Annotated in this window: 18 protein-coding genes and 3 tRNA genes; 12 read left to right on the forward strand and 9 right to left on the reverse strand. The window is 73.3% G+C overall.

What is annotated here, in order from left to right:
- Positions 1–19 precede the first annotated feature (19 nt).
- Entirely contained in the window at positions 20–640 is a 621-nt protein-coding gene (locus SYYSPA8_RS06060) for a class F sortase (RefSeq protein WP_323445899.1), read from the reverse strand.
- A 156-nt stretch (positions 641–796) separates the two neighbouring features.
- Positions 797–1198 (reverse strand): hypothetical protein, encoded by a 402-nt coding sequence (locus SYYSPA8_RS06065; protein ID WP_323445900.1) that lies wholly within the window; start codon positions 1196–1198, stop codon positions 797–799.
- A 282-nt stretch (positions 1199–1480) separates the two neighbouring features.
- On the opposite strand from SYYSPA8_RS06065, the gene SYYSPA8_RS06070 reads away from it, so the two are divergent.
- The 3 genes from SYYSPA8_RS06070 to SYYSPA8_RS06080 all read left to right on the forward strand — a co-directional run bounded on the left by SYYSPA8_RS06070 (position 1481) and on the right by SYYSPA8_RS06080 (position 3104).
- Positions 1481–2101: an NADPH-dependent FMN reductase gene (locus SYYSPA8_RS06070; protein ID WP_323445901.1), complete on the forward strand. Its 621-nt coding sequence runs from the start codon at positions 1481–1483 to the stop codon at positions 2099–2101.
- A gap of 155 nt (positions 2102–2256) precedes the next feature.
- Positions 2257–2664: a divalent-cation tolerance protein CutA gene (cutA, locus tag SYYSPA8_RS06075; RefSeq protein ID WP_323445902.1), complete on the forward strand. Its 408-nt coding sequence runs from the start codon at positions 2257–2259 to the stop codon at positions 2662–2664.
- Positions 2661–3104 carry a gamma-glutamylcyclotransferase family protein gene (locus SYYSPA8_RS06080; protein WP_323445903.1) on the forward strand — a complete coding sequence of 148 codons (444 nt, stop codon included), beginning with the start codon at positions 2661–2663 and terminating at the stop codon, positions 3102–3104. The genes cutA and SYYSPA8_RS06080 overlap by 4 nt, the downstream gene beginning before the upstream one ends.
- Before the next feature lie 12 nt (positions 3105–3116).
- Here SYYSPA8_RS06080 and SYYSPA8_RS06085 read toward each other — a convergent pair whose 3' ends face one another.
- Both SYYSPA8_RS06085 and SYYSPA8_RS06090 read right to left on the reverse strand, forming a co-directional pair.
- Complete coding sequence (locus tag SYYSPA8_RS06085; protein ID WP_323445904.1) at positions 3117–3692, reverse strand: TIGR03086 family metal-binding protein; 576 nt, start codon at positions 3690–3692, stop codon at positions 3117–3119.
- Between the two features lie 1285 nt (positions 3693–4977).
- Positions 4978–5691, reverse strand: a complete 714-nt coding sequence (locus tag SYYSPA8_RS06090) for a SanA/YdcF family protein (protein WP_323445905.1) — start codon at positions 5689–5691, stop codon at positions 4978–4980.
- An 80-nt stretch (positions 5692–5771) separates the two neighbouring features.
- Between SYYSPA8_RS06090 and SYYSPA8_RS06095 the strand changes: the two genes are divergently transcribed.
- From SYYSPA8_RS06095 to SYYSPA8_RS06110, 4 genes are all read left to right on the forward strand, one after another.
- Entirely contained in the window at positions 5772–7112 is a 1341-nt protein-coding gene (locus SYYSPA8_RS06095; RefSeq protein ID WP_323445906.1) for a deoxyguanosinetriphosphate triphosphohydrolase, read from the forward strand.
- Positions 7113–7243: 131 nt separating this feature from the next.
- Positions 7244–8533, forward strand: a complete 1290-nt coding sequence (locus SYYSPA8_RS06100) for an NAD(P)/FAD-dependent oxidoreductase (RefSeq protein ID WP_323445907.1) — start codon at positions 7244–7246, stop codon at positions 8531–8533.
- A 79-nt stretch (positions 8534–8612) separates the two neighbouring features.
- Entirely contained in the window at positions 8613–10529 is a 1917-nt protein-coding gene (gene dnaG / locus SYYSPA8_RS06105) for a DNA primase (protein WP_323445908.1), read from the forward strand.
- Between the two features lie 311 nt (positions 10530–10840).
- Complete coding sequence (locus tag SYYSPA8_RS06110) at positions 10841–11935, forward strand: RNA polymerase sigma factor (protein ID WP_407705936.1); 1095 nt, start codon at positions 10841–10843, stop codon at positions 11933–11935.
- Positions 11936–11955: 20 nt separating this feature from the next.
- On the opposite strand, the gene SYYSPA8_RS06115 is transcribed toward SYYSPA8_RS06110, so the two are convergent.
- From SYYSPA8_RS06115 to SYYSPA8_RS06130, 4 genes are all read right to left on the reverse strand, one after another.
- Positions 11956–13890 carry an ABC transporter ATP-binding protein gene (locus SYYSPA8_RS06115; protein WP_323445910.1) on the reverse strand — a complete coding sequence of 645 codons (1935 nt, stop codon included), beginning with the start codon at positions 13888–13890 and terminating at the stop codon, positions 11956–11958.
- The gene (locus SYYSPA8_RS06120) at positions 13887–15620 is read right to left on the reverse strand and encodes an ABC transporter ATP-binding protein (protein WP_323445911.1); all 1734 of its coding nucleotides are present in this window, start codon (positions 15618–15620) and stop codon (positions 13887–13889) included. Before SYYSPA8_RS06120 ends, SYYSPA8_RS06115 begins: the two co-directional genes overlap by 4 nt.
- A gap of 202 nt (positions 15621–15822) precedes the next feature.
- Positions 15823–17262: an FGGY family carbohydrate kinase gene (locus SYYSPA8_RS06125; RefSeq protein ID WP_323445912.1), complete on the reverse strand. Its 1440-nt coding sequence runs from the start codon at positions 17260–17262 to the stop codon at positions 15823–15825.
- 36 nt (positions 17263–17298) lie between these two features.
- Complete coding sequence (locus SYYSPA8_RS06130) at positions 17299–17598, reverse strand: YtxH domain-containing protein (protein ID WP_323445913.1); 300 nt, start codon at positions 17596–17598, stop codon at positions 17299–17301.
- A 181-nt stretch (positions 17599–17779) separates the two neighbouring features.
- On the opposite strand from SYYSPA8_RS06130, the gene SYYSPA8_RS06135 reads away from it, so the two are divergent.
- From SYYSPA8_RS06135 to SYYSPA8_RS06145, 3 genes are all read left to right on the forward strand, one after another.
- Positions 17780–17852 (forward strand) — tRNA-Asn (locus SYYSPA8_RS06135).
- Positions 17853–17857: 5 nt separating this feature from the next.
- Positions 17858–17930: transfer RNA gene (locus tag SYYSPA8_RS06140), tRNA-Asn, on the forward strand.
- Positions 17931–18107: 177 nt separating this feature from the next.
- Positions 18108–18181, forward strand: a tRNA-Ile gene (locus SYYSPA8_RS06145).
- A gap of 257 nt (positions 18182–18438) precedes the next feature.
- Here the strand turns inward: SYYSPA8_RS06145 and SYYSPA8_RS06150 are convergent.
- On the reverse strand, positions 18439–19587 hold the full coding sequence (locus tag SYYSPA8_RS06150; protein ID WP_323445914.1) for a hypothetical protein: 1149 nt from the start codon (positions 19585–19587) through the stop codon (positions 18439–18441).
- Between the two features lie 329 nt (positions 19588–19916).
- Between SYYSPA8_RS06150 and SYYSPA8_RS06155 the strand changes: the two genes are divergently transcribed.
- Entirely contained in the window at positions 19917–20954 is a 1038-nt protein-coding gene (locus SYYSPA8_RS06155) for a peptidoglycan-binding domain-containing protein (protein WP_323445915.1), read from the forward strand.
- Between the two features lie 190 nt (positions 20955–21144).
- On the forward strand, positions 21145–21384 hold the full coding sequence (locus tag SYYSPA8_RS06160) for a type II toxin-antitoxin system VapB family antitoxin (RefSeq protein ID WP_323445916.1): 240 nt from the start codon (positions 21145–21147) through the stop codon (positions 21382–21384).
- Positions 21385–21469 lie beyond the last annotated feature (85 nt).

The following is a 21469-nucleotide window of genomic DNA, read 5'->3' on the forward strand; positions in this document are numbered from 1 at the left end:
CACGGGCCGTGCCCATCTGCTACCGGCGGGACCCGATGAGGTGCGCGTAGGCGACCACGTTGCCCCGGTAGCCGGTCTTCCGGCTGAAGCCGCCGCCGCAGGTGATGAGGCGCAGCTCGGCGCGGCCCCGGGAGCCGTACACGCGGGCGTCGGGGAAGTCGTCCGCCGGATGGACCTCGACGGCGTCCACGGCGAACACGGCGGTGGTGCCGTCCGCGCGGGAGACCTCGATCCGGTTCCCCTTGCGCAGCACGCCGAGGCCGTGGAAGACGGCGGGTCCGCGGGCGTTGTCGACATGACCGGCGACGACGGCGGTGCCCAGGGCGCCGGGGGCCGCGCCGCCCCGGTACCAGCCGGCCAGGTCGCGCCGGTCGGCGGGCGGCACCTCCAGAGCGCCGTCCCGGTCCAGGCCGAGGCCCATGAGCGGGGTGTCGACGTCGATGTACGGGATGCGCAGCCGGTGCGGCGGGGAGGCGGGAAGCGGGTCCGCGCTGACGCCGCTCCAGGCGTGCGGGCCCGAGGCGAGGGCCTGGGCGGCGGACGGGGCCGGCGGGGTGTGGTCCCGCGAGCCGTCCCGTACCAGCCAGAGGCCGGTGCAGACGGCGACGGCGACGCACCAGGCGGTCACCTTGTCGCTCATCGCCTCTCGCTCCTCGGTCGGCTGCCGGTCGTGGGCGGTACCGCGTTCTCCGTACGGTGGGCCCTCGCGCGGAGGTCCCCCGTTCCCCGGCGGTCTGGATCCCGCGGGGAACGGGGGACGGGCGGGCACGGAGGCGCGGCCCTGGGGCCGCGTCCGTCAGCCGCTCTGCGGGCCGCTCGCCCGGCGCCGCAGCAGCAGGGTCCCGCCGGCGGCGGCAGCGGCCAGAACGGCCACCCCCGCCGCGACCTGACCGGTGTCGGGGCCGACACTGCCCCCGACGCCGGTCCGTACATGGCCGCTGGGCTGCTGGTAGTGCTGCTGCCCCTGGCCCTGGCTCTCGCCCTGGCCCTCACGCCCCGAGCCCTCGCCCTCGCCCTCGCTGTGACGGGTGCCCGAGTCGGTCTCGTTCTTGTTGCTGTACGGGTCCGGGACATCCCTGAACTGTCCCGGCGCCACGGCCGTATGCGCCCCCGGGGCTGCCTGTGCTCCGGGGGCACCGAGTCCTATGGCGGCGACCGCCAATACGGCCGAGGACAGTAGGCGGACGGTGGTGCGCATGTGCATCCCTCCGGAGACACGGTGGTGGTCACGACTCCTCAGAGGTAAGGCGCACCGCACCACCCACGCCTGCTGATGCCCCATCAGTTTTCGCCCCCTTGATCGGCGTGTCGCGCTGGACGCTTGCTGTCGTCGCAGGTCAGACCGGGTGACGGGGAATCAGGCGCGGTCCGCCCCGATCGGGTGACCCGATCCGCCGATCAGCGCCGACGCCCGGGCCCCCAGCCGGCCCGGCCGGTGAGGGTTGACCTCCACCATGGTTGAGGTAGGAGCCTCGTGGACATGGACCTCCATGCGCGGGAGAACCCGCAGCCGAAGACCCCCGCCTCCCCCCTCGGGCTCGTGGTGATCATCGCCAGCAACCGCGAGGGGAGACTCGCCCCCGTCATCGCGGACTGGTTCCTCGAACACGCCCGTGCCCACGGCGGCTACGACGTGGACGTGGTCGACCTGGCCCACGCCGACCTCCCCGTCGCCCTCAGCAACGACCCGGGACCGGCCGGCACCGAGGCACTGGAACGGGTCACGCCCCGGCTCGCCGCGGCCGACGCCTTCGTCGTGGTGACCCCCGAGTACAACCACTCCTTCCCCGCCGGCCTCAAGAACCTCATCGACTGGCACTTCACCGAGTGGCGGGCCAAGCCCGTCGCCTTTGTGGCGTACGGCGGGATGTCCAGCGGACTGCGGGCCGTCGAACAGCTGCGGCAGGTCTTCGCCGAAATGCACGCGGTGACCATCCGGGACACCGTCGCCTTCCACAACGTCCACACCCGGTTCGACGAGGAGGGGCGGCCCAGGGACCCGGCCGGGTCCGACACCGCGGCGAAGGCCATGCTCGACCAGCTGGCCTGGTGGGGGGAGACCCTGCGGGAGGCCAAGGCGGTCCGCCCGTACGACGGGTGAGACGGCGGGCCAGGGAAGGCGCGGGCCAGGGACGGCGGCGGCCCGGCAAGGCGCGGGTCCGGCAAGGCGCGGGTCCGGGAAGGCGGCGGTGCGCGCGCCGGCCGTCGCCCCGTACCGTGGCCCTGCCCACCGACCACCCAGACGGAGGAACCGACGTGGCCCCCAGCCCCGAACCGGCCGCACACCCCGACCACAGCACCGGCACCACGGCCGCGCTGACCGTCCTGACCACCACCGACAGCCCCGAGGGCGCCCAGGAACTGGCCCGGGCCGCGGTGGCGGCACGACTGGCCGCCTGCGCCCAGATCAGCGCCCCCGTCACCTCCGTCTACCGCTGGCGCGGCGAGATCCGGACCGACGAGGAATGGCAGATCCTCTTCAAGACCACCCACGAGCGCTACCCGGAACTGGAATCCCTGCTGCTCGCCGAGCACCCCTACGCCACCCCCGAGATCATCGCCACCGACGTGGTCCGCGGCAGCGCCGCCTACCTGGACTGGATCGTCGCCGAGACCCGCGAGACCCGCGAGACCCCCGGCGACCAGGAGCCCGACACCCCATGAACAACCCCGCCGAGCTGCCCTTCTTCGTCTACGGCACCCTCCGCCCCGGCGAGATCAACCACACCCGCCGACTGCGCGGCCGCACCGCCGCCGAGGAACCCGCGCACTGGGCGCACGCGCTGCTGTACGAAGGACCCGGCTACCCCTACGCCGTGGAAGGCACCCCGGACGAGCCCGGCCCGGGCGTCACCGGCGCGCTGATCACCGCCGCCCCCGGGAACTACCGCGCCCTCCTCGCCGACCTCGACGAGCTGGAGGAGTACACCGCCCCCGGCCACCCGGGCAACCTCTACGAACGGGTCCCCCGCGAGATCACCCGCGCCGACGGGACCCCGGTCCGCGCCTGGGTGTACCTCACCCCGCCCGGCCCCGCCGCCGCGCTCCGCCGCGAGGGCATACCGATACCCGGCGGCGACTGGTGCGCCCACCCGGTCGCCTGACCCTCCCCGGACTCAGGCCCGGCGACCCAGCAGCGCCAGCAGCCGGGCCTGGTGACTGTCCCCGCTCGGCGGCTCCACCGGCGGGGCGAACAGCCCGGTCCCCGACAGCCCCGCCGCATACGGAGTGACCTCCTCCAGCGCGAACGCGACCAGCGCGTCCGGCAGCCGCTCCTGCGCGCCGATCGCCCGCGACAGATCCCACGCGTGCACCACCGCGTCCATCGTCATCTGCGCGCAGTAGGCCACGGCCGGGGTCTGCCCGTACGACAGCCACACCGTCCGCTCCAGCGCACCCGGCGCCGCGAACGCCTTCCGCGCGGCACGGGCGGCGGCGTCCCACACGGTCCGGGGCCGCGAGCCGAGGACATCGCCGTCATAGGCGTCACCGACCTCCGCGACGGTGGAGCCCTCCGTCACCAGATCCGGCACCCACAGCTGCTCGGCCGTGAGGTGATTGACGAGATCGCGCACCGACCACTCCGTGCAGGGCGTGGGCTCGTCCCACTGATCGGCCCGTACGGCGTGCACGCGCTCGCCGAAGAGAGCGAGGGCCTCGGTGTGGCGGGCGAGCAGGTCGTTGTTTCCCATCCCTCCACTCTGTCCCGTAGCGGTGCCGTGTGCACGATGACGGCCTTGCGCAGTCCGCCGGCGTGGGTACGTGTGCGGGGCGCTCGCCCTCCCCCGCCTGGGGTTCCGGTGGCGCGCCCGTGTCGGTACGGGGTCCCGTACGTGGACGGGTCCGGCCTTGCGCAGTCCGCCGGCGTGGGTACGTGTGCGGGGCGCTCGCCCTCCCCCGCCCGGGGTCCCGGTGGCCCGCCCGTGTCGGTACGGGGTCCCGCACCCTTCTTTTCCCCCGGCTCGGGGTACCGGTCGCCTTGGCTGGCTTCGTGGGTGGGGGGTGCAGGGTCGCCCCCGCAGGGGATCGGCGGTAAGTCCTGCTTGCGCTGACGGTAGGCCTTCGGTCCGCCGACCCCGAGGAGGTGAGCCCGGAGGCCACCACCAACCCGCACCACACGGTGCGCCGGGACCACCCGAACAAATCCAGCCTGGCGGGGGGTGGGGGGGGGGGGGCGGGGGGGGGGGCCCCCCCACGACGACCCGAGCAAATCCAGCCGGTCCGGCGATTGAGGACGGACCAGCACCCTGCCCCGCCGCACAGGCGAAACTGCGGCCTCTCGTCGGGGACCAGTCCCCGAACCCCTGCGCCTCAATCGCCGGCGGGGCTGATTTTTGCCGGGTGATCGTCGGCGCGGCTGGATTTTGTGCGGGCTCATCGCGGGCCAGGCTGTTTTTTCTGGTTGCCGCAGGGGCGGACAGGCCCCCGGGCACACGGTGTGTGCGGGCCACTGTTGAGGGCCAGCCCCCGAGCCCCCGCGCCTCAATCTCCCCCAGACTCCGTCCGGGGGGACCCCCAAGAGGCTGGTTTTTGCTCGGGTCGACGGCGAGGCGGGATTTGTGCGGGTCGACGGCGAGGCGGGTTGTGTGCGGGTCAACGTTGACGGGGCGGGTTTGTGCGGCCTGTCCCGGGCCCGGGTAGTGGTGCGGGTTGGCGGGGGCCTCCGGGCTCACCTCCTCGGGGTCGGCGAGCCCACTCACCAGGTCCGGTGCGGGTCGGCCTCCGCCGATCCCCTGCGGGGGCGACCCTGCACCCCCGCCCACGGACCACGCGAAGGTGGCCGGTACCCCCGCCGGGGGGAAGAAGGGTGCGGGACCCCGTACCGACGCGGGCCGGGCGGCCCGGGCCCCGGACGAGCGCACCGCACACGTACCGACGCGGGTCGGACAGCGCGGGCCCCAGGACGAGCACACCCCACTCGCATCGACGCGGGCCCCGCAGCGCGAGGCCGGTATCGCGGGTCGTAGGGCGCGGGCCCTACCGCAGGCGCGCGCCGTCGGGGGACAGGGCCTCCGATACGCCGCGCTCGCGTTCGCCGAGGTAGCGCGGATCCGGCCGCACCACCGCGTCCAGCACCGCCTTCCCCGCCGCCCCCAGCTCCCGCACCCCGCCGTAGACCCAGGTCGAGTCGAACGGCTCGTCGACCCCGACCCCGTACGCCTCGATCCCCGCGGACCGGCAGAGCGCGATCGCCCGCCGGATATGGAACCCCTGGCTCACCAGGACCGCCCGGTCCACGCCGAAGATCTTCTTGGCCCGGACGCAGGAGTCCCAGCTGTCGAAGCCCGCGTAGTCGCTGACGATCCGCCGGTCGGGCACCCCCCGCTCGGTGAGGTAGGCCCGCATGGCGTCCGGTTCGTCGTACTCCTCGCGGCTGTTGTCCCCGGTCACCAGGATGGCCCGGACCTTGCCCCGCCGGAACAGGTCCACGGCGGTGTCGAGCCGGTGTGCCAGATAGGGCGTGGGTCTGCCGTCCCACAGTCCCGCGCCGAAGACCAGGGCGATGTCCTGCGCGGGCACCTCGGCCGCCGTGTGGACGTGCCGGTCGGCGACCCGGTGGGTCCAGGTCGCGGGGAGCAGGGCCAGGACACAGACGAACATGACCCCCCGTACCAGCCACCGCCGCCCGCGCGGGGTGCGCGGCAGCCGGGGCCGGGGGAAGGGGCGGCGGGCCGAAGCGGGAGGTTTCATACCTGGTCAGACGCACGGTGGCGGGGTTTTGGTTCGCCGGGGGCGGCCCATCGCACCCGTCGGCCGGTTACGGTCGGAGCATGTCAGGCACCACCGGTACCACCCAGGACCCCTCCCGCCCCGGCGGAAACACCGGCGACCCGCACGACCCGTACGACTCGCACGCCACCGACCGCTGGGCCCCCGAGCCCGACAAACGCCCCGGCCGCACCGCGTTCCAGCGGGACCGCGCCCGGGTGCTGCACTCGTCGGCGCTGCGCCGCCTCGCGGGGAAGACGCAGGTCGTGACCCCCGGCACCCGCCACCCCGCGTGGGATGCCAGCCCGCGCACCCGGCTCACCCACTCCCTGGAGTGCGCCCAGGTGGGCCGGGAGCTGGGCGCGGCCCTCGGCTGCGACCCCGATCTGGTCGAGGCCGCGTGTCTCTCCCACGACATGGGCCATCCGCCCTTCGGCCACAACGGTGAGACGGTCCTCGACGAGGTGGCGCGGGACATCGGGGGCTTCGAGGGCAACGCGCAGTCGCTGCGGCTGCTCACCCGGATCGAGCCCAAGAGCTTTCTGACCACCCCCGAGGGCGACACCGTCAGCGTCGGACTCAATCTCACGCGTGCCGCGCTGGACGCGGCCACCAAATACCCGTGGCCGCGCGGCGGCAATCCCGCCGACGGCGTCGCCGGACCGGCCAAATTCGGGGTGTACGAGGACGACCTGCCGGTGTTCGCCTGGGTCCGCGAGGGCGCCCCGGCCCACCGCACCTGTTTCGAGGCGCAGGTCATGGACTGGTCCGACGACGTCGCCTACTCGGTCCACGACCTGGAGGACGCGCTGCACGCGGGGCACGTCGATCCCCGGCTGCTGCTCGCGGAGCCCGAGCGCGCCGCGATCGCCCAGGTGGCGATCGGCCGCTACGTCCCCGCCGGCACCGACCCGCAGGAGCTGTCCGAGGCCCTGGACCGGCTGCTCGCCCAGGAGTGGTGGCCGCACCACTACGACGGCTCCGCGCTGGCGCAGGCCCGGCTGAAGGACGCCACCAGCCAGCTCATCGGACGGTTCTGTCTCGCCGCCGAGCACGCCACCCGGCAGGCGTACGGGACGGGGCGGCTCACCCGGTACGCGGCCGAGCTGGTCGTCCCCCGCGCCGCCCGGCACGAGTGCGCGGTCCTCAAGGCGGTCGCCGACCTGTATGTGATGCGCCGCGCCGACCAGGAGGCCCTGCGTGCCGATCAGCGGGTGATCCTCACCGAGCTGGCGGACGCGCTGGCCGCCCGTGCCCCGCACGGCCTCGAACCCCAGTTCCGCGCCCTGTTCACGGCCGCGGGCGACGACCGCGCGCGCGGCCGGGTGATCGTGGATCAGCTGGCCGCGCTCACCGACGCCTCGGCCCGTACCCTGCACGCCCAGCTCACGGCCCGGCGCTGAGGGGCGCGCGCACCCCGGCGCGGGGGCGCCCGTGAGACACGCCGGACGACTCCCTCTTCCGCCATCCCCCCGGGTGCGGGACGCTCGCTGGGAGGCCGATCAGCACAGCAGTCACAACGAGGAGGCATCAAGTGGTCGACGGACACCGGACCTTCGTCATCGTGGGCGGGGGTCTCGCCGGGGCCAAGGCCGCCGAGACCCTCCGCGCCGAGGGGTTCACCGGGCGGGTGATCCTCATCGGTGACGAACGCGACCATCCGTACGAGCGACCGCCCCTGTCCAAGGGCTATCTCCTCGGTAAGGAGGAACGGGACAACGCGCTGGTCCACGAGCCCGGCTGGTACGCCCAGGCCGATGTGGAGCTGCATCTCGGCCAGGCCGCCGTGGCCGTCGACCGCGCGGAGAAGACGGTCCGCCTCGGCGACGGCACCGTCCTCCACTACGACAAGCTGCTGCTGGCCACCGGCGCCGAGCCGCGCCGGCTCGACATCCCCGGCACCGGCCTGGCCGGGGTCCACCATCTGCGCCGCTTCCCGCACGCCGAACGCCTCCGCCAGGTGCTGCGCACCCTCGGCCGGGACAACGGCCATCTGGTGATCGCGGGCGCCGGGTGGATCGGTCTGGAGGTCGCGGCGGCCGCCCGGACCTACGGCGCGGAGGTGACGGTCGTCGAGCCGGAGTCCACCCCGCTGCACCAGGTCATCGGCCCCGAGCTGGGCCAGCTCTTCACCGATCTGCACGCGGAGCACGGCGTCCGCTTCCACTTCGGCGCCCGGCTCACCGAGATCACCGGGCAGGACGGCATGGTGCTGGGCGTGCGGACCGACGACGGCGAGGAGCACCCCGCCCACGATGTCCTGGCCGCGATCGGGGCCGCCCCGCGCACCTCCCTCGCCGAGGCCGCCGGGCTGGCCGTCGTGGACCGCGCCGACGGCGGCGGCATCGTCGTGGACGCCTCGCTGCGCACCTCGGACCCCGACATCTACGCGGCGGGCGACGTGGCCGCCGCCGAGCATCCGCTGCTGGGCGCCCGGCTGCGGGTCGAGCACTGGGCGAACGCCCTCAACGGCGGACCGGCCGCCGCGCGGGCCATGCTCGGCCGGGAGGTGTCGTACGACCGGGTGCCCTACTTCTTCTCCGACCAGTACGACGTGGGCCTGGAGTACTCGGGCTTCGCCCCGGCCGGCTCCTACGACCAGGTGGTGGTGCGCGGGGACACGGGGAAGCGGGAGTTCATCGCGTTCTGGCTGCGGGAGGGCCGGGTGCTGGCCGGGATGAATGTGAATGTGTGGGACGTCACCGCGCCGATCCAGGAGCTGATCCGTTCGCACGCCGAGGTCGACGCGGGGGCGCTGGCGGACACCTCCACGCCCCTGACCTCCCTTGTCCCGCCGGCCGGGGCGGGTCCCGAGGGCGGCTGACCCCGTCCGGGGCCGCCGGCGGACGGGTGCCGCCGGCGGCCGGGCCGGGGATGTCGGCGGGCCACCGTAGAATTCACGCGTGGCAGGCAGGATCAACGATGACGACATCAAGGCGGTCCGGGACGCGGTCCCGATCGACGCCGTCGTGTCCGAGTATCTCCAGCTGCGCAATGCCGGAGGCGGCAATCTGAAGGGGCTGTGCCCCTTCCACGACGAGAAGTCGCCCTCCTTCCAGGTCAGTCCGGGCAAGGGGCTCTTCCACTGCTTCGGGTGCCAGGAGGGCGGCGACACGATCGCCTTCGTGATGAAGATCGACCACCTGACCTTCTCGGAGGCGGTCGAGCGGCTGGCGGCCGGCGCCGGCATCACCCTGCGGTACGAGGAGGGCGGGTACAACCCCAGCCATCAGCGGGGCGAGCGGATCCGCCTGGTCGAGGCCCACAAGGCCGCCGCCCAGTACTACGTCGAGCAGCTGGAGAGCGCCCCCGACGCCCAGACCGCCCGCGCCTTCCTCGCGGACCGTGGCTTCGACCAGGGGGCCGCCCAGCACTTCGGCGTCGGCTACAGCCCCCAGGGCTGGGACCACCTCACCCGCCATCTGCGCGGCAAGGGCTTCAGCGACAAGGAGCTGGTCCTCTCCGGCCTCTCCCAGGAGGGCCGCCGGGGCCCCATCGACCGCTTCCGGGGCCGGCTGATGTGGCCGATCCGCGACATCTCCGGCGATGTCGTCGGCTTCGGCGCCCGCAAGCTCCACGACAGCGACAACGGCCCCAAGTACCTCAACACCCCCGAGACCGGCATCTACAAGAAGTCCCAGGTGCTCTACGGGATCGACCTCGCGAAGAAGGAGATCGCCCGGACCAGCCGGGCCGTCGTGGTCGAGGGATACACGGATGTGATGGCCTGCCATCTGGCCGGCGTCACCACCGCCATCGCCACCTGCGGCACGGCCTTCGGCGGCGACCACATCAAGATCCTCCGCCGGCTCCTCATGGACCACGCCACCGCCGAGGTGATCTTCACCTTCGACGGTGACGCCGCCGGGCAGAAGGCCGCGCTGCGGGCCTTCGAGGACGACCAGAAGTTCGCGGCCGAGACCTCGATCGCGATCACCCCCGGCGGGATGGACCCGTGCGACCTGCGGATCTCCGAGGGCGACGACGCGGTGCGGGAGCTGGTCACCAGCCGGACGCCGCTCTTCGAGTTCGCCATCCGCCAGCTGGTCAAGCGGCACAATCTGGAGACCCCCGCCGGGCGGGCCGCCGCGCTGGACGAGGCGGCCCCCATCGTCGCCGCGATCAAGAACGTGGCGATCCAGCACGAGTCGGCCGTCCAACTCGCCGGGATGGTCGGCATCCTCGACACCCAGTTCGTCGTCAAGCGGGTCGCCCAGCTCGCCCGCTGGGCGAGGGACCGGGGCGGCCGGGGCCCCGCGCCCACCGGCCGGCAGCAGCGGCAGCAGAGCGACGGCGGGGCCGCCGCCCCCCGGACCGCCGCCCCGGGAGGGCCCGCGCTCCATCTGCGCAGCCCCGTCCACCGCACCGAGCGCGAGCTGCTGAAGCTGGCCCTCCAGCGCCCCGAGCTGGTCTCCCCGGCCTTCGACGCCTACGGGATGGACGAGTTCACCGCCCCGCCCTACGCCGCCGTCCGGCAGATCGTCGCCGACGCGGGCGGCGCCGAGCAGGGCATGACCGACGCCCCCGGCTATCTGGCCCGGGTGCGGGACGCCGCGCCCAACGACACCCTCCGGGCGCTCGTCACCGAGCTGGCCGTCGAGGCGATCCACTGCCGGACCGTGGACGAGGTCTACGCGGGGACGCAGCTCGTCCAGGTCCGGCTGCGGGCCGTCGACCGCCGGGTGGCGGAGGTCCAGGGCACCCTGGCCCGCCTCGGCGCGAGCGCCGACCCCGAGCGGCTCTCCGCCGTACAGAACGAGCTGTGGGTGCTCCAGCAGTACGCCCAGTCCCTCCGCACCCACGGCGCCGCCGCCCTCTGACGGCCGCCGCCCCGGCCGACGACCGGCGGCCGTCGCGCCCGTTCACCTCCCCTCCACCCGGAATCGGCCGGTCGGTAACCGGCCGGTCACAGCCAGGACTCAAAAAGTCACCGCACGCCCCTCGTGGCGGCTGTGTGTCGTACCCCACACTGGGAACGGTGCCTGAGCCTCGGAGCGCGGCCGGTCCACCCCTGGTGGGCCTCGCACCCCCGTGGATCCGTCTCATCCTGTACGGGACGGGCGGCCCGGCCGCTCCGTCCCGCTGCCGCACGCCCCCGACCCGGCAGCGATTCACCCTGGAGGTCGCCCCCGTGCAGACCCGGACCCCGACCGAGACCCTGGCGGAACGTTCGGCCCGGCCGGAGCCGCTCGCGGCCGTCCCGGCGCAGAGCCTGCCGCCGCAGCACCCCGACGCATGGCCCGGGGCCGCCCCCGAGGGCGAGGGGAGCACCCGGCGGCGGCCGTCCCGTGCCACCCGGACCGAGACCGGCGGCCCCTCCTCCGACCTCTTCCGGCAGTATCTGCGGGAGATCGGCAGGATTCCCCTCCTCACCGCCGCCGAAGAGGTCGACCTCGCCCGCCGGGTCGAGGCCGGGCTCTTCGCCGAGGAGAAGCTGGGCACCACCCCCGACCTCAACAGCTCCCGCCTCGCCGTCGACCTCGACCGGCTCGTCGTCATGGGCCGCATGGCCAAGCGCCGGCTGATCGAAGCCAATCTGCGGCTCGTGGTCTCCGTCGCCAAACGCTATGTCGGGCGCGGGCTGACCATGCTGGACCTCGTCCAGGAGGGCAATCTCGGACTGATCCGCGCGGTCGAGAAGTTCGACTACACCCGCGGCTACAAGTTCTCCACGTACGCCACCTGGTGGATCCGCCAGGCCATGTCCCGCGCCCTCGCCGACCAGGCGCGCACCATCCGGGTCCCGGTCCATGTGGTGGAGCTGATCAACCGGGTGGTCCGGGTGCAGCGCCGGATGCTCCAGGAGCACGGCAGCGAACCCACCCCCGAGGAGGTCGCCGTCCAGCTCGACCTGCCCCCGGAGCGGGTCAGCGAGGTCCTGCGGCTCGCCCAGGAGCCCGTCTCCCTGCACGCCCCGGTCGGCGAGGAGGACGACGTCGCCCTCGGTGATCTCATCGAGGACGGCGATGCCGCCTCACCCGTCGAGTCCGCCGCCTTCCTGCTGCTGCGCGAGCATCTGGAAGCCGTGCTCTCCACCCTCGGCGAGCGCGAGCGCAAGGTGGTGCAGCTGCGCTACGGGCTGGTCGACGGCAGGCCGCGCACCCTGGAGGAGATAGGACGGATCTTCGGCGTGACCCGTGAACGGATCCGCCAGATCGAGTCCAAGACCCTCAACAAGCTGCGCGACCACGCCTTCGCCGACCAGCTGCGCGGCTATCTCGACTAGGACTTCTCCGTACCGGAGGCTCAGTCGACCTCCGCCACCGCGTCCGCGAACTGGGCCGAGTACAGCCGGGCATAGGCCCCCCGGGCGGCCAGCAACTCGTCATGCGTGCCCTGCTCCACGATCGCGCCGTCCTCCATCACCAGGATCACGTCCGCGTCCCGGATGGTGGAGAGCCGGTGGGCGATCACAAAGCTGGTACGCCCGTGGGCGAGCCGCGCCATGGCCTTCTGGATCAGCACCTCGGTACGGGTGTCCACCGAGCTGGTCGCCTCGTCGAGCACCAGGATCACCGGGTCGGACAGGAACGCCCGCGCGATCGTGATCAGCTGCTTCTCGCCCGCGCTGACCCCGGAGCCCTCGGCTCCGTCGTCGCTGATCACTGTGTCGTACCCGCTGGGCAGGGTCCGGATGAACCGGTCCGCGTGCGCGGCCCGCGCCGCCTCCTCGACCTCGGCCCGGGTGACCTCCCGGCTCCCCGCCGCGCCGTAGGCGATGTTCTCCGCGATCGTGCCGCCGAAGAGCCAGGTGTCCTGGAGGACCATGCCGATCGACGAACGCAGCTCGTCCCGCGAGAGCTTCGCGATGTCGGTGCCGTCCAGGCTGATCCGGCCGCCGGTGATCTCGTAGAACCGCATCAGCAGATTCACCAGCGTGGTCTTGCCCGCGCCCGTCGGCCCCACGATCGCGACCGTCTGCCCCGGCTCCACCCGCAGCGACAGATCCTCGATCAGGGGCTTGTCCAGGTCGTACCGGAAGGAGACCCCCTCCAGCGACACCTGCCCGGCGGGCCGCCCGGAGCGCTCCACCGGCTCCCCGTCGGCCTCCTGCTCCTCGGCGTCCAGCAGCTCGAAGACCCGCTCGGCCGAGGCCACGCCCGACTGCACCAGATTGGCCATCGACGCCACCTGGGTCAGCGGCATGGAGAACTGCCGGGAGTACTGGATGAACGCCTGCACCTCGCCGATCGTCAGCGACCCCGAGGCCACCCGGAGCCCGCCGACCACCGCGACCAGCACATAGTTCAGATTGGAGATGAAGAACATCAGCGGCTGCATGACCCCGCTGTGGAACTGGGCCCGGAAACCGGCCTCGTACAGCGCCTCGTTCTGCTCGGCGAACTCCCGCGCCGACTCCTGCTGCCGGCCGAAGACCTTCACCAGCGAATGGCCCGTGTACATCTCCTCGACATGCGCGTTGACCTTGCCGGTCGCCCGCTGCTGCTGCACGAAGTGCGGCTGGGAACGCTTGCCGACCCGGGCCGCCACCACCACCGACAACGGCACCGTGACCAGTGCCACCAGCGCCAGCAGCGGGGAGAGCCAGAACATCATCCCCAGCACGCCCACGATCGTCAGCAGCGAGTTGACCAGCTGGCCCATGGTCTGCTGAAGGGTCTGCGAGACATTGTCGATGTCGTTGGTGACCCGGCTCAGCACCTCGCCGCGCTTGGAGCGGTCGAAGTAGGACAGCGGCAGCCGGGAGAGCTTGGCCTGCACCTCCCCGCGCATCCGGTGCATACCCCGGTTGATCACCTTGATCGACAGCCGGGAGGTGACCAGCGCCAGCAGCCCCGAGGCCACGAAGAGCGCCAGCGCCAGCAGCAGCACCTCGGCCACGGCACCGAAGTCGATGCCCCGGCCGGGGACGAAGTCCACCCCCGAGAGCATGTCGGCGAGACCGTCGTCGCCGTCGGCGCGCAGCCCCTCGACCGTCTCCTCCTTGGTGGTGCCGTCGGGCAGGTCCCGGCCGACGACCCCGGCGAAGACCCGGTCCGTCGCCCAGCCCAGCACCATCGGCCCGGCCACCGAGAGACCGACGCTGATCACCGCCGCCGCGAGTCCCACCCACAGCAGCGCCCGGTCCGGGGCGAACTGCCGCAGCAGCCGTTTCCCGGACACCTTGAAATCCATGGACCGCTCGGCCGAGCCGCCCATCATCATGCGCGGCCCGCTCATGCGGCCTCAGCCTCCGTCAGCTGCGAGAGCACGATCTCGCGGTAGGTCCCGTTCCCGGCCATCAGCTCGCGGTGGGTGCCGGCGCCGACGACCCGCCCCTCGTCCAGCACCACGATGCGGTCCGCCTCCCGGATGGTCGACACCCGCTGCGCCACGATCACCACGGTCGCCTCGGCGGTCTCTGCCGCCAGCGCACCCCGCAGCGCCGCGTCCGTCGCGTAGTCCAGCGCCGAGAACGAGTCGTCGAAGAGATAGATCTCGGGCCGCTGCACCAGCGTCCGCGCGATCGCGAGACGCTGGCGCTGACCGCCGGAGACATTCGTCCCGCCCTGCGCGATCGGCGCCTGGAGGCCGTGCTCAAGCTCCCGGACGAAGTCCGCAGCCTGCGCCACCTCCAGCGCCTGCCACAGCTCCTCGTCGGTGGCGTCCGGCCGGCCGTACCGCAGGTTCGAGGCCACCGTGCCGGAGAAGAGGAACGGCTTCTGCGGTACGAGACCCACGGTCCGCGCCAGCAGCGCCGGATCGAGGTCGCGCACATCGACTCCGTCGACCAGCACCGCGCCGCCGGTGGCGTCGTACAGCCGGGCCACCAGACCCAGCAGCGTCGACTTCCCGCTGCCGGTGGAACCGATGATCGCCGTGGTCTCCCCGGGGCGGGCCGTCAGCGCGATGTCGCGCAGCACCGGCTCCTCGGCGCCGGGATAGCTGAACGCGGCCGCCCGGATCTCCAGATGCCCGTGCCGGGACAGCTCCCGCACCGGCGACACCGGCGGCACCACGCTGGAGGAGGTGCCGAGCACCTCCTCGATCCGCTCGGCGCAGACCTCGGCCCGCGGCACCATCATGAACATGAAGGTGGCCATCATCACGGCCATCACGATCTGCATCAGATAGGCGAGGAACGCGGTCAGCTGGCCGATCTCGATCGCGCCGGTGTCCACGCGGTGCGCCCCGAACCAGACCACGGCCACGGAGGAGATGTTGACCACCGTCAGCACGACGGGGAACATCAGCGCCGTGAGCCGCCCGGTGCCGAGGGCCACCTCGGTCAGGCCGGTGTTGGCCTCGCCGAAGCGCCGCTGCTCGTAACCGTCGCGGACGAAGGCCCGGATCACCCGGTTGCCGGTGATCTGCTCCCGCAGGACCCGGTTCACCGTGTCGAGACGTTCCTGCATGCTCCGGAAGAGCGGGCGCATCTTCACCACGATCACCGACACCGAGATGCCCAGGACCGGCACCACGGCCAGCAGCACGGTGGACAGGGCCACGTCCTGCCCGAGCGCCATCACGATGCCGCCCACGCACATGATCGGCGCGGAGACCATCAGGGTGAACGCCATCAGCACCAGCATCTGCACCTGGAGCACGTCATTGGTGCTCCGGGTGATCAGCGACGGGGCACCGAAGCGGCCCAGCTCCCGGGCGGAGAAGCTCTGCACCCGGTCGAAGACGGCGGCCCGCACGTCCCGGCCGAGGGCGGCCGCGGTACGGGCGCCGTAGTGGACGGCACCGATGTTGCACACCACCTGCACCAGGCTGATGGCGAGCATGACCCCGCCCAGCCGGACTATCTCGCCCGTGTCGCCCCGGACCACGCCCTTGTCGATGATGTCGGCGTTGAGGTTGGGGAGGTAGAGGGTCGCACTGGTCTGGAGCAGTTGGAGGATCACCAACAGGGTGATCGGTCGTTTGTACGGCGACAGATGCCGCCGCAGGAGTTGTATCAGCACACGCGGTCTCTCGGGCTCGGCGAAGTGGGGGGTGTGTGAGTCGGGGGACACCCCATCTTGCGTCACCCGGGGCCGAGATCCCCATGGTTTTGTTACAAGCGCTGGTCAAGACGCCCCGGGGCCCGGGACCGGCGGTTTCGGGTACCGGGGTCCGGGGCCGGCGCTTTCGGGGAGACCGGCGTTTTCGGGGAGGCCGGCGGGATCAGTGGCCGAAGGCGTTCGGGTGCAGCTGGTCCCGGGTCGCCGTGTACTGCTGGCGCACCGCCTGCCCCACGGCCGGCTCGTCCCCGGGCTCCAGCACCTGGACCACCGGCTCCGGCCACAGCGGCGGCGCCGCGAGCGAGTGCGTGCCCTGCGCGACCCCGAGCGCCCACGCCGCCTGGCGGGCCGCGCCGAGCGCCGCGTAGTCGGCGGGCTGCGGCACCACGACCCGTACCCCGAAGATCCCGGGGGCGGCGGCCTGCACGGCGGGCAGCCCGGCGCTCGCGCCCAGCAGGAAGACCCGCTCCACCTCGACCCCGCGCCCGCGCATCACGTCCAGCGCGTCCGCGAGCGAGCAGAGCATCCCCTCGACGGCGGCGCGCGCCAGGTGCTCCGGCTTCATCGACTCCCGGCGCAGCCCGCTGAGCGTGCCCGCCGTGTGCGGCAGCCGGGGGGTGCGCTCGCCCTCCAGATACGGCAGCAGCACCAGCCCCGAGGCGCCCGGGGTGGACTTCATCGCCAGGTCGGAGAGGGCGTCGAGATCGTCCAGGCCGAGCATCTCGGCGGTGCCGCGCAGCACCCGTACGGCGTTGAGCGTGTGCACCACCGGCAGATGCAGCCCGGTGGCGTCGGCGTACGAGGTGATCAGACCGCTGGGGTCGGCCAGGGCCTCGTGGTGGACGGCCATCGCGGAGCCGGAGGCCCCGAGCGAGATCACCGCGTCCCCGGGCCGCATGCCGAGCCCCAGGGCCGCCGCCATCGTCTCGCCGGTCCCGGCGGAGATCAGCAGCCCCTCGGGGGTGGTGCCCGCGGCGTCGGCGGGCCCCAGCACGTCCGGCAGCGCGCACGGGTGGCCGAGGGCCAGCTCGACCAGATCGGACCGGTACATTCCGCTCCCCGCCGACCAGTAGCCGGTGGCGGAGGCGCTGCCGCGGTCCGTGGTCATCCGGGCGGGCCGGCCCAGCAGCTGCCACACCAGCCAGTCGTGCGGCTGGAGCACGGCCGCGATCCGCTGGGCCGCCTGCGGCTCGGTCCGGGCGAGCCAGCGCAGCTTGGCCACCGGATGGCCGGCCTGCGGCACCGAGCCCACGGCCTGCGCCCACGCCTCGCGCCCGCCCAGCGACTCGATCAGATCGGCGGCGGCGGCCTGCGCCCGCCGGTCGTTGCCGACCAGCGCGTCCCGGACCGGCGTGCCCTGCTGATCCAGCGCGACCAGCCCGTGCTGCTGCGCGGCGACCCCGATGGCCTGCACTCCTTCGAGGAGCCCCCCGGTGGCGGCGTCGCCCAGCGACAGCAGCCACGCCTGCGGGTCCGCATCGGCGGCCTTCGGGTCGACGGGGTGCGGGGCATAGCCCTGCCGCAGTACGGCGCCCGTATCGGCGTCACAGACGACGATCTGGGTGTACGCAGATGAACTGTCCAAGCCGGCGACTATCCCCATGGACGGAGATTCTGCCCCACGGCGGGGCCTTTGGTGTCAGGTGTTGCTGGTTCCCCAGTCGTCCTCGCCGTTCGCGGCCCGCTCCCGCAGCGAACGGACCCGCTCCGCGACGGACTCCGGCACCCGGTCCCCCACCCGCTCGCTCACCGCGTGGTAGGCCCGGCCCGCGAGCTGCCTGCCCCCCAGCGCGGCGGACTCGGCCGCGTTGCGCACCGCCGGGTTCTGCGAGAACTCCCGGACGCTCTTCCTCAGCTGCTCGTACCGTTCCCGTCCGGCCCGTGTCCCGAGCACGTACCCCAGGGCGAGTCCGGCGACGAACGAGAGCCTGTACCGCATGGCACTGCCACCCTTCGGTTGCGTCAGCGGGTGCCCGCCCGCCTGTCCCGGACGGCCCGTGATCGTCCAGGACCCTACCGATTGGCGGAGCACCCCCCTGCTTGCGCTAATGTATGTGTCGCAGCGAGCGCACGCCCTCCGGGAGCATCCCAGGGAGGTACGTTCGATGCACGCGAGGCAATCCCCTGTAGCTCAATTGGCAGAGCAGCCGGCTGTTAACCGGCAGGTTACTGGTTCGAGTCCAGTCGGGGGAGCGCGATCCCCTGTAGCTCAATTGGCAGAGCATTCGGCTGTTAACCGGAGGGTTGCTGGTTCGAGTCCAGCCGGGGGAGCGATACGGAGAGGACCCCTAGTGGGTCCTTTTTCGTATGTTCTGCACGAGTTCGGGAACCGGGCGGACCTCCGCGCGGTCTACCCAGGTGAGCGTTGCCGACCATCCGGAGCAGGAGATCGTATGAGCGGCTATGCTGCGGCAGACGGCGCGCACACATGTGCGCGACGCGCCGTTAGGGGCGGTAGCTCAGCCGGTTAGAGCAGCGGACTCATAATCCGTCGGCCGTGGGTTCGAGTCCCACCCGCCCCACCTGTGCGCCCCGTGTGCGGAATCGTTCTGAGCAGGAACGGTGGTTCCGCCCGGGGCGCTCGTGCGTCCTGGCTCCCGCCGTGGTCCCGCCGCGCGGCACGGCTCCGCCGCCGGCCCCGGGCCACAGTGATCACAGCACGCCCGCCGAAGATCCGCACACGGACACGCGCGGCCGGGGCGGGGAAGTCGCCGGGATGGACGATCGGTGGCGGGCCGCTCCCGGAGGGGGGCCGAGCGGAGCCCGCCACCCGGTCCCGTCACGGCCTGCCGCGGCTCGGCGGACTGTGCCGGGACCTCTGGGGTCCGGAGCGGACGGGGGACGCACGGCGCTCGGGAGTCCGGCGCGCGGGGGAGCGCGGGGTGTCGGACCGGGTGGCCGCCACGGTCCCACGGGCCGCCGCCCGGGTCCCCACGGGCTCGCCCGCCGGTTCGCCGCCCCGGGGCGGCGACGGCCACGGGACGACGGGACTGTGCCGCCCGATGACGGCCCGGGAGCCCCAGCCGGGCGGCTGGGCGGCGTGTTCGACGCGGGCGCTGACCCAGGTCGCGTACGTGCCCGGACGGACGGGCGCGGGGGCCGTGAACGGTCCGCAGGTCGTGATCCCGTCGTCGCGGGTGGGGGCGAGCCGGCAGTGCCGCAGCCCCGCCGCCCCGGCGGGCGCGTCGTCGTCCATGCGCATCAGCCAGATCCAGACCGTCGCCCCGCCGGGGATGCCGTCGGCCGTCATGGGCCGGACCCGCGCGGAGAGCGCCAGCCCGCCGGACCGCCGCTCGATGCAGGGCAGGACGTACAGCGACGCGGCCGTCATCCGCTTCCACCGGTTCTTGCACTGGGCACCGGACCCGGCGGCGGGTGGCAGCAGCAGCGGCGCCGACGGCTGTTCCGGGCCGGGGGCGAGGGGCTGGTCGCGGAGGGTGGAGAGCCAGCCGGCGACCGAGGTCACGATCAGGAGCAGGGCCGCGGGGACGACCTTGACCAGGGACCAGCGGCGGGCGCGGCCCGGCGGGCGGGGCTCCGTGGCGGGCCGGCCGACGAGGACGGCGGGGGCGTCGGGGCCGGTGGGCGGCGGCGCGTTCTCCGTCGTGTCCGGTACGGGCGCTTCGGACGCAGGGTGGCTCCCGGTGCTTCCGGTGCTTCCGGTGTTGCGGCGTTTCGCGGCCGAGGCCGCGGCCGCCCTGCTCAGGGCCAGGGCCGGGGCCAGTTCCTCCGGGGGCGCGCCCAGCCGGTCGTGGAGGAGTTCGATCACATGCGGCGGCGCGGTCGACGCGTGGCGGGGATTCAGATACCGGGACAGGGTCGCCTGGTCGCAGGCGATCCGTAACGCCAGCGCCTGCTGCGTCGGTTTGCCGCGGTCGCTTCGACCGGCCCGCTCCCACCACCACCGCAGGAGCTTCGCGAGCGCCACGTCCGGTGGCTCCCCGTCCTGACCGGCCTGTCTCTCCCGTCTCTCCTGCCCGTCCCGCGGCCTGCCCACCTCGTGCGCCCCCTCGTTCATTCCTCTGCATAGCAGCAGGTCACAGCCGTGCATAGGCAGCCGTGCATTGCTGCATCAACCAACGTTCCGCAGATGCTAGTTGACCCGGCGGATCTTCGGGCACGGTTGGCGAAGCGGTCGGCGGGAACGCCCCGCGACCCACTTCCCCCACCCCTTCCGGGACACCTGCGCGCTCGGGTTGTGCGCCGACGTGCACCGGCCGGAAGGCGGGGGGAGACGATCACGAACAGGAGCCTCACGTGTTTCCCACCCTCACTCGTCACCGTCCGGGCGCCGGACGGCTGGTGGCCGCGGCCCTCACCGTGGCCACGCTCGCCGGAGGCGGCCTGGCCGCCGGTTCCCCGGCCACCGCGGCCGACCCGGCCTCCCCGCAGGCCGCCCCCGCCGCCCGTGCGGAAGCCGCCGCCGTCGCCTGGCCGGTCCTGCGGGCCGGCGCCCGGGGCACTCAGGTCACCGCGCTCCAGCACCTGCTGGTGGCCCGGGGGCAGGCCATCGCGGTGGACGGGGTCTTCGGCCGCGCCACCACCGGCGCGGTGAAGGCGTTCCAGCGGGCGCAGCGGCTCACCGCCGACGGCGTCGTCGGCCCGGCCACCTGGGGGAAGCTCGCCCCCACCCTGCGCCAGGGCGCACGCGGCCCGGCGGTCAGGGCGGCCCAGACCCTGCTGCGGGCCCGCGGCCAGTCGGTGCCCGTCGACGGCGTCTGGGCGGCGGCGATGACCACGAAGGTCAAGGCGTTCCAGCGGGCCCAGCGGCTCACCGCCGACGGCGTCATCGGCCCCCGCACCTGGGCCGCGCTCCTGGGCGCCAAGCCCGCTCCGGCGGGCGACCGGGCCGCGCTCGCCCGCGCGATCCTGAACACGAGCGGGATCACGCTGGCGACCGTCCACCCGGGCGGCCGCCACCCCGGATCCACCGCCAAGCAGAACATCATCGACACCGCGAACGGCCGGGGCGCTCTCACCAGCCCCTGGAGCGACGTCCCGAACCGCCGGGTCCCCCTGGACACCCGGATGCTCAACGGCCTGCTGAAGCTGCGCACCCAGCACGGCTACCGCATCGCCGTCTCCGAACTCGTCGGCGGCGACCACGGTTCGACCTCCCGGCACTACAAGGGCCTCGCCATCGACATCAACTACATCAACGGCCGCCACGTCGGCGACCGGGGCGCCCCGCACCGGGCGGTGATGTCGGCCTGCCGCGGCCTCGGCGCGACCGAGGTCCTGGGCCCGGGGGACCGCGGCCACAGCCGCCACGTCCACTGCGCCTGGCCCCGCTGATCCCCCAATCCGCCGTCGGGCCGCCGGTGATCCGCTGACGGCCTGACGGTACGGGGGCGATGGCTGCCCCGTCCCCGCACACGGGGGCGGGGACGGGGTGGCCGGAGGGGTCGCCGGGGCGGTCTTCGAAGAGGTGCCGCCCCACCGCCTGAGATTTACTCGATACTGAGTCGATATCCCGGGAGGTCGTATGAGTCGCACGGTGATCGACCTTGACGATGAGCTGCTGGCCGCCGTGGCGCGGACCCTGGGCACCAGTACCAAGACGGAGACGGTCAACACCGCCCTGCGGGACCACGTCGCGCCGAGCGGGCGGCTGGAGGCGGCCCGGAAGCTCGCGGCCCGGGGTGCCAGGGGTGAGTTCGACGCGGCCGCCGCCGCGCACCAGGCCGCCAGGCGGGCCCGCCGCGCGGGAGCCGGCCGCGAATGAGCGGACGGACCGCCGGGAGCGGGCGTTCAGCCGCCGTGATCGGTTGCAGATTGCACACGTTCACGTGACTCACGTGCCGCGAGTA

The sequence above is a fragment of the Streptomyces yaizuensis genome (genome assembly GCF_034961445.1).
In the GTDB taxonomy this organism is placed as follows: domain Bacteria; phylum Actinomycetota; class Actinomycetes; order Streptomycetales; family Streptomycetaceae; genus Streptomyces; species Streptomyces yaizuensis.

Bases quoted from the DNA above. Each gene is read 5' to 3' on its own strand.
- SYYSPA8_RS06070 (WP_323445901.1), top strand. From the start codon at position 1,481: ATGGACCTCCATGCGCGGGAGAACCCGCAGCCGAAGACCCCCGCCTCC.
- SYYSPA8_RS06065 (WP_323445900.1), bottom strand. From the start codon at position 1,198: ATGCGCACCACCGTCCGCCTACTGTCCTCGGCCGTATTGGCGGTCGCC.
- SYYSPA8_RS06115 (WP_323445910.1), bottom strand. From the start codon at position 13,890: ATGAGCGGGCCGCGCATGATGATGGGCGGCTCGGCCGAGCGGTCCATG.
- SYYSPA8_RS06060 (WP_323445899.1), bottom strand. From the start codon at position 640: ATGAGCGACAAGGTGACCGCCTGGTGCGTCGCCGTCGCCGTCTGCACC.
- SYYSPA8_RS06125 (WP_323445912.1), bottom strand. From the start codon at position 17,262: ATGGGGATAGTCGCCGGCTTGGACAGTTCATCTGCGTACACCCAGATC.
- SYYSPA8_RS06090 (WP_323445905.1), bottom strand. From the start codon at position 5,691: ATGAAACCTCCCGCTTCGGCCCGCCGCCCCTTCCCCCGGCCCCGGCTG.
- SYYSPA8_RS06130 (WP_323445913.1), bottom strand. From the start codon at position 17,598: ATGCGGTACAGGCTCTCGTTCGTCGCCGGACTCGCCCTGGGGTACGTG.
- SYYSPA8_RS06095 (WP_323445906.1), top strand. From the start codon at position 5,772: ATGTCAGGCACCACCGGTACCACCCAGGACCCCTCCCGCCCCGGCGGA.
- SYYSPA8_RS06085 (WP_323445904.1), bottom strand. From the start codon at position 3,692: ATGGGAAACAACGACCTGCTCGCCCGCCACACCGAGGCCCTCGCTCTC.
- SYYSPA8_RS06160 (WP_323445916.1), top strand. From the start codon at position 21,145: ATGAGTCGCACGGTGATCGACCTTGACGATGAGCTGCTGGCCGCCGTG.
- SYYSPA8_RS06080 (WP_323445903.1), top strand. From the start codon at position 2,661: ATGAACAACCCCGCCGAGCTGCCCTTCTTCGTCTACGGCACCCTCCGC.